The organism is Shewanella sp. UCD-FRSSP16_17 (assembly GCF_001675935.1).
GTDB lineage: Bacteria > Pseudomonadota > Gammaproteobacteria > Enterobacterales > Shewanellaceae > Shewanella > Shewanella japonica.
Map to the genome: position 1 here is coordinate 1 of NZ_LZFV01000024.1, position 13,701 is coordinate 13,701.

Here is a 13,701-nt window from a genome sequence, read left to right on the forward strand (position 1 = left end):
ATGTACCAGTGATGTCACCGTTATTATCGCCATCGATGACTAAATCAACGGTGATGTTGCTTGAAAGGGCATCAAGGTTTTCAGTGTCGTTGGCAGACAGGTCGTTACCGTTGCTGTCAGTCGCGGTTGCAAGCACTGTGATGTCGCCATCCACAAGCGTAGATAGGTCAACATTATCGACAGAGTAAGTGCCATCTGCATTTACTGCCACATCGGTGATGGTAATTGCAGTGCCAGCAATATCGGTGATCACTAGAGTGACCGTGCCGCCAGCTGGAATATCTTGTGATGTACCAGTGATGTCACCTTGGTTCGATGCATCGATAACTAAATCGACGGTGATGTTACTTGAAAGGGCATCGAGGTTTTCAGTGTCGTTGGCAGACAGGTCGTTACCGTTTGAATCAGTTGCAGTTGCGACCACTGTGATGTCGCCATCCACAAGTGTAGAGAGGTCAACATTATCAACAGAGTAAGTGCCATCTGCATTAACGGCTACATCTGTGATGGTAATTGCAGTGCCCGCAATATCGGTGATAACCAGAGTGACCGTGCCGCCAGCTGGAATATCTTGTGATGTACCAGTGATGTCACCGTTATTATCGCCATCGATAACTAAATCGACGGTGATGTTACTTGAAAGGGCATCAAGGTTTTCAGTGTCATTGGCAGACAGGTCATTACCGTTTGAATCGGTTGCGGTCGCCACCACTGTGATGTCGCCATCCACAAGCGTTGATAGGTCAACATTATCAACAGAGTAAGTACCGTCCGCGTTTACTGCCACATCTGTGATGGTAATTGCAGTACCCGCAATATCGGTGATCACTAGAGTGACCGTGCCGCCTGCTGGAATATCTTGTGATGTACCAGTGATGTCACCTTGGTTCGATGCATCAATCACTAAGTCTACTGTTAGCTCAGCATCAACAGCATCGAGGTTTTCAGTGTCGTTGGCAGACAGGTCGTTACCGTTGCTGTCGGTTGCAGTTGCGACCACTGTGATGTCGCCATCCACAAGTGTAGATAGGTCAACGTTATCGACAGAGTAAGTGCCATCAGCATTAACAGCCACATCGGTGATGGTAATTGCAGTGCCCGCAATATCGGTGATCACCAGAGTGACCGTGCCGCCAGCTGGAATATCTTGTGATGTACCAGTGATATCACCTTGGTTCGACGCATCAATCACTAAGTCTACTGTTAGCTCAGCATCAACAGCATCAAGGTTTTCAGTGTCGTTGGCTGACAGGTCGTTACCGTTGCTGTCGGTTGCAGTTGCAACAACTGTGATGTCGCCATCCACGAGCGTTGATAGGTCAACATTATCAACAGAGTAAGTGCCATCTGCATTGACTGCCACATCGGTGATGGTAATTGCTGTGCCCGCAATATCGGTGATCACCAGAGTGACCGTGCCGCCAGCTGGAATATCCTGGCTCGTACCAGTGATGTCACCTTGGTTCGATGCATCAATCACTAAGTCTACTGTTAGCTCAGCGTCAACAGCATCAAGGTTTTCAGTGTCATTGGCTGATAAATCATTACCGTTGCTGTCGGTTGAGGTTGCCACCACTGTGATGTCGCCATCCACAAGTGTAGATAGGTCAACATTATCAACAGAGTAAGTGCCGTCAGCGTTTACAGCCACATCGGTGATGGTAATTGCAGTGCCCGCAATATCGGTGATCACCAGAGTGACCGTGCCACCTGCTGGAATATCTTGTGATGTACCAGTGATGTCACCGTTATTATCGCCATCGATGACTAAATCTACGGTCAATTGACCTGCTACAGCATCAATTTCACCATTATCATTTGCTGTCGCTGTATTACCAGCCGCGTCAGTAACAGAAGCTGTAACGGTATAATCGCCTTCAGAAAGTGGTGAAGGGACTTCTACTTGATATGTACCATCTGGATTTACTTCTGCTTCTAGAATTTGTTCATTACCCTCACTATCCGTGACGGTAAGGGTCACAGTGCTGCCAGGAGCTGCATCAGTTGAGCCTATAATTAATGGGGTATTATCACCGGTTCCTTCTGGTGCTGCGACTGTGATGGTTGGTGCAGTTGTATCAACGTCACCCGTATCTTCAGCCATAGCGCCATTACCAGCAGGATCAGATACGCCAGCAACTGCAGTGTAATCTCCCTCAGCTAAAGGTTCTGGTACTTCTACTTCATAGGTCCCTTCAGGAGATACAATCGTTTCTATAATTTGCTCAGTTCCTTCACTATCAGTAACAATGATTGTTACAGTAGTTCCGGGAGCTACATCCGTTGTACCTGTGATAATTGGCGTGTTATCAGATGAGTTGTCAGGTGCGTTAACTGTAATTTCAGGCGCTACGGTATCAATTGCACCTTCATCATTTGCAGTTGCTGTATTACCTGAAGGATCTGTTACAGCAGCATTGACGGTATAATCACCTTCAACTAATGGCTCAACTACATCAACTTCATAACTTCCATCGGGATTGACAATAGCTTCGAGAGTTTGCTCATTTCCTTCAGCATCGACGACTGTAATGATCACAGTACTGCCAGGTGCAGCATCTGTTGTGCCGGTAATTGTAGGGGTTGAATCAAGATTACTATCGGGTGCACTAACAGTGATAGTTGGAGCTGTGGTATCCACAGAACCATTATCATTGTCTGTTGCAGTATTCCCAGCAGGATCTGTGACTTCAGCAACAACGGTATAATCGCCTTCGGCTAAAGGATCATTGACCTCAACTTCAAAGCTACCATCTTCACTGACAATGGCTTCTAAAATTTGCTCATTACCTTCACTGTCTGTAACGACCAAAGTAACAGTGCTACCAGGTTCAGCATCCGTAGTGCCTGAAATAAGTGGCGTGTCATCGTTACTGTTATCTGGTGCAACAACTGAAATAACAGGAGCTGTAGTATCTAGGGTTGCACTATCAGAGCCTTCGGGGCTAATGTTTCCAGCTGAGTCGATAACGGTTGCCACAACTTCAATTGTGTCGCCTTCTTGCGGTGCTGGTAATGTTAAATCTACTGATCCATTATCAATATCTTCTTGAGTTAAGATGATTTCTTGACCATTAACAACCAAGGTGTCACCTGGTTGGGCACCAGTAGTTGTTAAATCTATCGTGACCGAAACTTCAGTGTTACCTGCTAATTCATCTTCACTGATAATACCGTCATTATTGGCATCAGTGTTGATAATGACGCCAGGTGCACCATCTGCAACAGGCGTAACTTCAATGGTTAGAGTTGCGGTGACGTTAGTGTTAGTCGTATAGGTGATAACTGGAACCTGACCATTCCAATCAGTATTAGGAGTGAAGGTATAACTACCATCTTCATTAAGCGTTAATACACCTTCATCTAGCGTGACAGAATCGCCCGCAGAGTAGGTTTGGCCATTAACTTCAAAACTAACGACAGTTAATACATCATCGGTGTCACTATCATTATCAAGAACATTACCTTCTGCAACAGTGTCTTCAGCGATAATGATACTGTCATTTACCACTTCAGTTGGAATGTCGTAATCTTCGGTTGATGTTGCTGTGCCTTTGGCGCCATTATCACCATAGCCATATACAATTCCGTCAATAACAGTATCAGGATCGTTTAATAAATCTTGAGCATCCACTTCCACAGAGAAGGTGCCATCAGATTGCATAATGGCTTGGTATTCCTGACCATTAATGGTCAGCATGATAATACCCGTTGTGATCGATGCATCGGCTGTAACAGTACCAGTAATTGTCACTGTACCTGTAGATTCATCTGGCGTTAATACGTTATCACCAGTAACAGGATCGATATCCAAAGTTATCGCTGTATTATCAGGCGAATCGTTATCATAAATACGCAGGGTGGCTTGGGTATCACCCAGTACGGCATTAGTCACATTAGATAGATTTATTAATGCAAATTCAGGGCTATCTTCAACAATTAAATCATCGGTAATAGGTACTGTAATATAGGCTGTCGTTTCACCAGGAAGGAAAGTGACAGTTCCACTTACGTTAGTAAAATCTTCACCGAACAATGCTGTAAGCTCTTCTGAGCTATAATCCAAGGTAATGGTTTCAGTGCTAGGTTCACTTAATGTTAATGTGAACAGGGCAAATTCCATGCCCTCAACAACTACAGCGTAATCAATATCGACGACAGGTAAGTCAGAGCCTTCTCCATCATTATCAATAATGGCAAATTCTAATTCTTCATCATAAACATTCTCGCCACTAACAATGGCGTTGAAATATTCTGTGGGTTCGATTATTGCGTCATCAAAAATCGGCACGCGGATCATGACACTGTCACTACCTGCTGCGAGTGTGAACCCAAAGATAGGGCGTGCTAAGTCACCACTCGTATCGATTCCTGTTACAGTCATTGTTTGCCAGGTTAAGCCACCATCATTGGAATACTCCAGAGGGACTAAATAATCATCAGCATACTCAGCGATAGGGTAACCAAGCTGTTCGCTTAATAGCTCACTGGTAAATGTAATCGATAAGGCTTGATCATCTTCAAAGGTCAATTCACTGTTTAAGGTGAATTGGTTAAAACCTACATCCTCTAATACATCGGGAATATCAGCTGATAAGTGTGATTTGTACTGATCCTGCGTAGACGAGGTAACGTCTTTAAATACCGTCCAATCTTCAACGCGGTAATCAATACTGAGTCCCTCAAGATCATATTGATCAATGCCTTCATTCAAGATAATCGCGTAGTTACCATCACCTAAATCCTGCAATGTTCCGATATTTTCAAAAGCGGCGCTCAATCTAACATTAGTGACGAGTAAATTTTGATCGACAACTTGTTGCCCAACAGCACCTTCAAGTAAATCATTGACAGAAAAAGTTATTTGGCCATCTAGTTCGTTGTAGTTATAGGTTACTAAGCCACCTGGCACATCGAGTACATCAACAGTACGAGCATCATGCTCATCAGGTGCTCTGTCACCTGCAAGCTCATCAATAGTACCTGCAACATGCTCCATTGCGATGGTTTCAAAAAGGTTTTGTTCGTTTTCTTGGCGTTCGGTATCACGGGTAAAGATGATGCCAAGTTCAGCCAAAACTTGAGAAATCATTTCTTTACCAGCAGTCGCGATATTTAAAGGCTGGCCTGTTGTTGGGTCGATGTAGTTTGCTAAGGCTTCATGAACAGAAAGAAGAATATTGATATTGGTGGCATAGCTATCTTCAATATTAACTAAGCTGTTGGTATTTAACACACCATCATCAACACCATCGGATAAATCATTGTCCAAGGCTTGAAGAAAAATAGCCATGTTCTCAACATAATCCATGTTGGTATCAGACAATAACGTGCCAGCAATATCTTGTAAGAATAGAATGTCGCCCTGAATTACATCTGCACTAAAGGTCGCAATTGTTACGCCACCCAACATGAAGGTGATGGTATCACCCGGCAAGTAAGCAAACGAGCCTGGAGCACCGAAGTCTCCCGTAAAGCCCGATAAACCAGAAGAGGTAGTAAATGACACACCATTGACAAAGTTATCGGTGAATTGAGCAACATTGAAATTATTGTTGTTTAATGCGTTAACGCCTTCATCACCTAACGACAGGTTGGCTGTTAATGTTTCAGGAGCATCGAAAGACGTATCAAAACCAGCAATGGCAATGGTTTCGGCGCCATCACGGGCAAGAGAAGCAAAGTCACTGCCACCTTCGTTACCAGATGCTTCACCCGCAGCGGTCTCTGGTAATTCTTCGGTAGGGTCTTCACCCGAAAGAATTAACGCTTGTAGCGCTTCAATCTCAGCTAATTCTTCTGGGCTCATATCTGTTGAAAATTGAGCCACTGCATCATCAGTGACGTTAGGGTCAGCTTGTTCAGCAATAAGCTCATCACCGTTTAGCACTGTGCCGTCATCAAAAGTGACAACAAATGCTAAATCGCTCGCAAATTGGAGTTCTGCACCAGCAGGAATTTGTTCCCCTGGAAGAATATTTTTGGATTGCCCATTTAACGTGAGAGTGATCTCGCCGTTTGCTGAACTTAAGACACCATTTTTAGTCGTTACAACAGAACTCATATTTAGCTCCAAACCCTATTTTAGCAATGTATTTACATTCGATGCATAAAAAATCACATTGCTATATTTGTCGTTATTTAATTAGCGAGAAAGATTAACCGCAATATAACAATTTTAGCGCTATATGTATGCTTGGTCAATTTTTTGGCGTGGCCTTAAATGCCTTTAAGATAATGAAAATGTTTTAAAATTAAGATTTACTTAGTAAATCAATGCAACTAAGTCATTATGCGGAAATGTGAAGTTTTTAATAACAAAGTGCTAAAAACTGGAATCTACAAGTGTAGTTCATTTTTTATACGATTCAAACTGGCGTTTAGTTTACAAAATAGATAAAAAAACCTGCCAATTGGCAGGTTTTTAAATAGTTAATTATTCGATTTAATGAATATTAGTCAGAACAATTAGCTGCTTTACGGTAGCTTTGTAATGCAGCAGCATTTTCGCCTAATTGCTCCTGCGCTTGGGCTAATGCTAAAAAGTACTCACGCTTAGGTGATATCTGGCAAACACTATGCCAATGATTTTTAACCACTTTAATATCACGTTTTTGTTGAGCTAACTTTGCTAAACAAATTTGATAATCAACATCATGTTCATGACTTTGCTCAAATCGAGCTAATAATTTTCTAATATCTTCATCATCCGCATCGATTATTTTGGGGATGTCAGCTAAAAGTGCTGGATGAAGATCAGTCTTTAAGCTTTTATTGATGATTTTTATGGCGTCTTTTTTACGATCATATTGGCACAGGCCGCGAGCGTAGATACTAATAAGGTGTGGCTGATTACGTTCCGTTTTACTTAGCCAATGCCAGCACTTTTCTAGCTCTTGTTCGCCATGTTGAGACGCTGCCGTTAATAATGCCGTATTGGTTGTGTATTCAACCTCTTCATACTGCTTTTCACTAATAATCTGACGTTTTTTAATCGCCGGTAATAAGATTTTAAGTGCTTGCCAATCATCTTGAAGTTGATAAAGGTCAAGGGCTAGTTTTAATACTGGTGATTTACTTTTACTGGTTGGATTTAATGCATCAAGCTCAGCTCTTGCTTCAGTCAGTTTTCCTTGCTGAATTAGATACCTTGTTTTTGAGGTTTTAACGGCGGTTTTAGCCAAAGGGTCTTTTGCCGCCTCTGCTAAGTATTTATCTCGGCTATCAGTGTTTTTTTGATGATGCGCAGCTCTTGCCGCTGCAAATAAATTGAGCGCAGGTAGCTCCCCTTTAGCAGCACCTTTTGCCATGGCTTTTTCTGCACTAGGCCAATCTTCTTCTGCTAATGCTAACGCGCCTTGAAGCGTGTGCTTCTTCGCAGCTTCTTTACGCCAACGTTCTGGTAAGTAACGGCTATTGATAACAATATTAAGCAAAAATATGATGAGCCATTCAGTTAATTGAAGCGCGCAATAAAAGAGTACTAACCCTAATAAACCAAAGACTAAGCTGGTTTCTATTTGATACTCGCCCGCCGCAATATAGATATAGCCAGTATTGCCAATAATGAATGGGCTAATGCAGAAACCGATTAAAATGATGATGACATAAGCAAGAATTTTAATCATAGCTGTGGTTCCTCTGCTGGAACCAATGAACCATAAGTGATTAATTGCTGTAGCAATCGAGTCGACTCAAAATTGGTGTGCTTCACTTGGTCAATTTTAACTGTAATTAACGCATCAAGTGCCGTCATGGTGTCTTGAGTTAAGTCTTCATCTAAATCGAAATACTGTTGAATCCATGTGCGAGCAAAGCCGATCGATTGACGATAATTTACTTCATCATGTTGATACAGAGCCAACTGAGCCTGTAGTAATTTATTTCTAATATTTTCAATTAAATACCATTGTTGATCTGGTGCTAATAACGGCTCTATATCTGTTGTACGTTTACGGATGGTAATAAAGCCGTCAGTAACTGAATGCCATGTTTTAGCAAGATTACTTTGCCAGTCATCTAACGAGTCTGTAATGACGTGTTGTTCTGCTAAGTCTTCAGCTGACTGCGCTTTGGCACGGTTTAACGGCAAGCTGTCTAACTGATTTAAAATACCATCAATCGTATAGATGGTACCGGCAACATCTGTTGTTTTAATGGCATTCGTTTGAGCTAAATCGTGGGCTAATGCACGTCGAATAGGTAACAAAGCAGGGTCTTTCATTGCTTCAATACGATCATCGGCAGACTTTAGCAATCCGGCTGCAGTTTTAGGGTCATTCTCTAACCATAATTTACGTCCAGCCATTCTCACCAAGTATTCAGCTTCAGATGCCATCCAATGGTTTGGATTTCGTTGAGCTAAGGTTGCAACTCGCTCTTGAAGTTGTTGGTGTGATTTTGCCAACTGATTTTGTTGTTGGTAGGCCAAGGTATCGTTTTGTTGCTGTACTTCTAATTCTGCAATACGACGCTTAGGTTCAATTAACGCTTCAGTCACTTCATTACTGATAGCTTGTGTTTGTTGATACTGAGTTTGTAACTCAATTTTCTGACTTTCGAGTTCAATCAACAATAAATAGCTTATGCCAATGCCTGCAAGAGCGATAATCAGGCAGAGTAAAATACTTAATCTTACCCACCATGAACTCTTATTGTGTTTCGGTTTATCGCTTGGCGCATCAGAATGTATTGAAGATGGCACTTTGCTCGTAGGCAAGTCTGTTGAGTCAGCATCAGTGTGAGAACTAGTTTGATTTTCAGTAACAGAATTGACTTCATTTACAGATTCTGAAGGTGCTTCATTATTTTCTGGAGTAGACGTTGAAGCTTGCTTTTTGTGTTCCATGAGCTGTCCTTGAGTAACTAATTGCGGTTAACAATTAGTGCGACCATTTACTGCGCGACAAAAATGTAGAGTGATAGGGTACAAGTTTGGCAGCATTATACAATATGGCAAATAAGCAAGTTTACTTTATTGTTTAAATAGATAACGCTCGTAAAACAGCTTCAGTGTTCGCGCCGTTAGCATTGGTGACGTGATGAATACCTGCCGTTTTAGCCCTTTGTTCCACTCGATGACTAGGTACTATGATATGACATGATTGCAACCATGCAAATAACTCTTTTGGAACAAGTTTAATTAGATTATCTAGGACTTCGCCACTGGTCACGACGATAGTGTCTATTTGAGCGCTTGCCCAATAGTTGCAAATGTATTGTGAATCGAGTTGTGGCGTGACTCGCTGGTAAACTTCCCAATAGCTGACACTTGCCTGTCTTAGGCTAAGTTGTTCGGCGATGGTTTCTCTACCGCCAACGCCTCTAATGATGACGACTTGTTGTTGAGCGATATCGCTTAACGAGGTTAGCGATAATAATCCTTCACTATCTTGGCTTTCTTCTGGTGCGGTTTCTGCAAATACACCGAGCTCTGCCAGTGCCGCAGCTGTCGCTTTTCCAACAGCGTAATATCGACTTGCAGGAAAATGGTTATTAAGCCTTTCTGCAGCGTACTTTACCGCATTGGTACTGATAAAAATGATGGCATCAGCATCAGAAAGTTGCTGATGAGAGAAAGGGTGTTGAGTTGGAGCAACAGCTAATAAAGGAGTGACAATATAGTCCACTCCCTTTGCATTGAGCTGTTCTATCATTGCTTGATTGCGCCCCTCAGGGCGCGTTAACAAGACTTTCATGTAAGCTTTTGCCTAATTACTTGTTGTAAACAGCATCTAAAATAGTTTTAGCGCCACGGCTAAGTAAGTCATCAGCCAGTGCTTCACCTAAAGCGACAGCATCCGTTTTAGGACCAGATACAGCACCTTCAATGACTTGGCTGCCATCAGGGTTACCCACTAAACCACGTAAGCTTAATCTATCACCTTCGATTTCAGCGTAAGCACCAATAGGTACCTGACAACCACCTTCAAGGCGGGTATTCATAGCACGCTCGGCAAATACACGGTAACGCGTCTCAAGGTGTTCTAGTGGAGCGAGTAATGCTTTAACACGCTCATCATCAGTACGACATTCAATTCCTACAGCGCCTTGACCATTTGCTGGAAGTGAATCTTCTGCTGAGATAAAGCTTGCAATACGTTCATCCAGTTTAAGGCGAATTAAGCCCGCAGCAGCAAGAATAATGGCATCGTAATCACCGCTATCTAATTTAGCTAGACGTGTTCCGACATTACCACGTAAGTCTTTAATCACTAGATCAGGACGAGCGGCACGGATCTGACATTGACGACGTAGGCTTGATGTACCCACTACAGCGCCTTGAGGTAATTCAGCAATGGTTTTGTATGTATTAGATACAAATGCATCACGAGGATCTTCACGCTCACAAATCACTTGCAAACCTAGGCCTTCAGGAAAATCTACCGGTACATCTTTCATTGAATGAACAGCGATGTCTGCACGGTCTTCAAGCATGGCAACTTCCAGCTCTTTTACAAATAACCCTTTACCACCCACTTTAGCCAGAGGCGTATCTAAAATAACGTCTCCTTTAGTGCTCATTGGTAATAACTCAACCGTTAAATCAGAATGAATGCGTTCAAGCTCTGCTTTTACGAATTCAGCTTGCCACATAGCCAGTGGACTTTTACGAGTAGCGATACGAATAACATTTTGAGACATGCCAGAGAGTTCCATCAATAGACTTAATTGCGTCAATGCTAACATTGCCATCGAGCTTATGTAACAAACTGATAGTGATTGTTTGACCTATGCACATAAAATTTTTGTGACGCAGATCTCATTTGCTGGCGTAATTATCCAAAAGTGATAATATGATCATGTTGTTGCTAATTAATTGAGCGCTAATATTGCAAGCAATTGCTTGTCAAATTGGTATCAAAACGATAGTAGATGGTTGCACAGGGATGGAAGCCTTGATTGAAAACAGTTGTCGGCCGGTCAAAATAGCTAATCGATTAAACCTTGTTCGTTACGAACGAGTCAAATCGTTATTGTCACCAAAACAGCAACGCTTATTCGATTTGATTCCTTACCTCATACACCATCATCATCCCCAATTACCCGGTGGCACCTCTGCATTAACCCCATTTGGCGTGAGCGACTTTGCAACCCTTCCAGAAGTCGCGCTCGCGTGTGAAGTATTTGATTTACCCTTTATTGAAACCAACAATAACCAACCAAGTGCCTTTGAAGGTGTTTACTCTATGGGGAGTACTGCCAGTTTTGGCCAGAACCCCAAAAGTGATGTTGATGTATGGTTGGTCTATAAGTCGAGCCTTGGCAATGCTGACTTAGCCCTCATCGCAGACAAAACGGCGGCATTAACGGAGTGGTTTGCTTCATTTGATTTTGAAGTGAATTTTTACTTAGTGCACCCGTTGCAGTTTCGAGAGTGCAGTGCATTTGATAACTGCTTTAGTTCACTCGGTGAAGAGCACAGTGGTAGTACGCAGCACTGGTTATTACTAGAAGAGTTTTATCGTTCGCACATTCGCCTAGCGGGTAAACCTGTGGGGTGGTGGCCTGAAGCTTTAAAAGAACCATCGGTGTTGCATTTAGGTGACGTAAGGTCAATGCCTGCGACTGAGTACTTTGGCGCTTCATTGTGGCAACTGTATAAGGGGTTGAATAAACCTCACAAAGCGCTACTTAAAGTACTGCTACTTGAAACTTATGCGGCGGACTATCCCAAATCTTATTTTATAACTGAACAAATTTGGGAGCAGTGTCTACGTGATGATTTTTCTGATTCGAATGACGCCTATTTGATTCTGTATCAACGTATCGAAAGCTATTTATTAAAACAAAAAGACATTCGTCGATTAGAGATTGTTAGACGTTGTTTTTACCTAAAATGCGGGGTTAATTTAACCAATGCGTGTGTAGGACAAGATTGGCGCCGAGATAAGATGCAGCAACTTGTTGAGCAATGGCATTGGCCATCAAGTTTATTAGAAACCCTAGATAATAGCCAAAACTGGCATTCAGGCCAGCTAAAGTGGTTCAATAAACAATTAAATGAACTCTTATTGAAAAGCTATAAAACGCTACTTGAATTTGCCTCTAAACAAGCGTTAAGCGATCGCTTTAGAGTTGAAGAGTTAGGGATGTTAGCTCGTAAGTTACATACCTATTTTAGTGATGATGAACATCAACTGCTGCCATTAAATAAGTTGTGGAGTCACTCGGTATTCGAGCCGAACATGACCATCATTCACAGCATTAAAGAATCCCGTTATTACCTTTACCGTAAACCACTGAAGTCGGGTCAACTGTTAGGCGAAACCTCAATCATTAAAGCGGATACTCCAACGGCCCTTATTGCTTGGGCGGTGATGAATGATGTGTCCAGAACCACCACTCGTTGGCAAGAATATGGCCGTAAGAAACATCGTTCAGCGTTGCTAACACAACTATCGGCTCATTTAGTGCCACTACTAAATCATAATAATAAAGTCTCAAAAGCTGAATTATGCCAACCTTTTTTCTATAAAAAACTGATTGTGGTGGCCAACGTTGATGGTGACCCTACGCTAAAATGGCAAGGTCAGGAAATCATGGTGGATTACATGAATGGTAATGTTTTTTCTTTAGGGAAAAAGCAGCAAAACATGTTGTCGACTCTGGACGTGATTTCACTGAATAGTTGGGGCGAGTGGCAATGTCATCGCTTTAAAGGCGAGCAAGGCTTATTAGAAGCGCTGTCTTTTGTGGCGCTGGGGCTAAAAGCAACGCCTGAACAAGTCGATATCGAAGTGTTGGTGTGTGCCGAGCGATTAAAGAAGCAAATTCATGATGCACTGTTTAATATTTTTAATCAGTGCGTTAAATATTGCCATGAAGCAAGATCATCGTCGGCAATGATGCACCCAATAAAATTATCCGATAAGCGTTACGGTTTGTATTTTAACTCTATGGGTCTCGTTTATAAGGTGTTGACGGGCGATGAGGTTAAAGTTGCTCCAGTCAAAGTTGAACGTTATAAAAAAGCGCAGTTAAATGCCCCAGTAGCTGTTATTAAGTCTGATCCTTTTCGCAGTATTCCCAGCATTATTAAGCTGTATATCTCAAAAGGGGCAAAACAGTACTTTTTAAGGCAGCGACCAGATGTTCTTGATGTGTTTATTATTGATGAAACTAATCGGCTCACAAAGCGTGAATATGAAGATGTGTCGATGAAAGAATTAGTTGAGAAAGAAAGCCATAGTTTTGCTTTTGAGCGAGATGCCTCTTCATTGCATTATTTCAATGTGCCACAGTTTTTTAAATTAGAACGAATTGATGGCGAGTTGAGTGTGGTGCCATTTGGCGTAGAAATGAATGAACTGAGCTCAGATATTTAAGCTCAGTTCACCTCATTGATAAATTAGCGCTTAAATTGACAAAGCAATGCCGCTTTGTTTTTTAATTGACTCAATAACAAATGGCATAAATACATTATCGTTACGTTCATCAAACCATTTACCATCAACAAGCGCAAAGTGGTAGCCACCAAATCGCGTCGCAATCCATAACTCATGTAAAGGCTCTTGTTTATTGATGACAATTTGCGAACCGTCTTCAAACTCTAGTTGCAACACGTTGCCACTCGCATTGATATCCACATCAGCATCTTGCTCATCAATTGCTGTTTCTATGGCGTTTTCTATCTTGCTAAACATTTCATCTGCCAACTGATGAAATTCAGTATCTGTCATAGCCATGTATTTCAATCCT

Annotated in this window: 7 protein-coding genes; 1 reads left to right on the forward strand and 6 read right to left on the reverse strand. The window is 42.1% G+C overall.

The window, feature by feature from the left end; genetic code table 11:
- The 5 genes from A9267_RS11525 to hemC all read right to left on the reverse strand — a co-directional run.
- Positions 1-6,064: retention module-containing protein (locus A9267_RS11525; RefSeq protein WP_065109271.1), on the reverse strand; the 6,064-nt coding region annotated here is incomplete at its 3' end.
- 391 nt (positions 6,065-6,455) lie between these two features.
- Positions 6,456-7,628 (reverse strand): heme biosynthesis HemY N-terminal domain-containing protein, encoded by a 1,173-nt coding sequence (locus tag A9267_RS11530; protein WP_065109272.1) that lies wholly within the window; start codon positions 7,626-7,628, stop codon positions 6,456-6,458.
- A complete protein-coding gene (locus A9267_RS11535; RefSeq protein WP_065109273.1) occupies positions 7,625-8,848 on the reverse strand; it encodes a uroporphyrinogen-III C-methyltransferase in 1,224 nt (407 codons plus the stop codon). The genes A9267_RS11530 and A9267_RS11535 overlap by 4 nt, the downstream gene beginning before the upstream one ends.
- Before the next feature lie 133 nt (positions 8,849-8,981).
- Positions 8,982-9,698, reverse strand: coding sequence for a uroporphyrinogen-III synthase (locus tag A9267_RS11540; RefSeq protein ID WP_065109274.1), 717 nt, complete (start codon positions 9,696-9,698; stop codon positions 8,982-8,984).
- 16 nt (positions 9,699-9,714) lie between these two features.
- Entirely contained in the window at positions 9,715-10,644 is a 930-nt protein-coding gene (gene hemC / locus A9267_RS11545) for a hydroxymethylbilane synthase (RefSeq protein WP_065109565.1), read from the reverse strand.
- Positions 10,645-10,832: 188 nt separating this feature from the next.
- On the opposite strand from hemC, the gene A9267_RS11550 reads away from it, so the two are divergent.
- Complete coding sequence (locus tag A9267_RS11550) at positions 10,833-13,328, forward strand: class I adenylate cyclase (protein ID WP_231919098.1); 2,496 nt, start codon at positions 10,833-10,835, stop codon at positions 13,326-13,328.
- Positions 13,329-13,358: 30 nt separating this feature from the next.
- Here A9267_RS11550 and cyaY read toward each other — a convergent pair whose 3' ends face one another.
- Positions 13,359-13,688: an iron donor protein CyaY gene (gene cyaY, locus A9267_RS11555; RefSeq protein WP_055023604.1), complete on the reverse strand. Its 330-nt coding sequence runs from the start codon at positions 13,686-13,688 to the stop codon at positions 13,359-13,361.
- Positions 13,689-13,701: the final 13 nt, after the last annotated feature.

What these genes read in the sequence shown, in the direction of transcription:
- cyaY (WP_055023604.1), bottom strand. Translation starts at nt 13,688, where the DNA reads ATGGCTATGACAGATACTGAATTTCATCAGTTGGCAGATGAAATGTTT.
- A9267_RS11535 (WP_065109273.1), bottom strand. Translation starts at nt 8,848, where the DNA reads ATGGAACACAAAAAGCAAGCTTCAACGTCTACTCCAGAAAATAATGAA.
- A9267_RS11540 (WP_065109274.1), bottom strand. Translation starts at nt 9,698, where the DNA reads ATGAAAGTCTTGTTAACGCGCCCTGAGGGGCGCAATCAAGCAATGATA.
- hemC (WP_065109565.1), bottom strand. Translation starts at nt 10,644, where the DNA reads ATGTCTCAAAATGTTATTCGTATCGCTACTCGTAAAAGTCCACTGGCT.
- A9267_RS11530 (WP_065109272.1), bottom strand. Translation starts at nt 7,628, where the DNA reads ATGATTAAAATTCTTGCTTATGTCATCATCATTTTAATCGGTTTCTGC.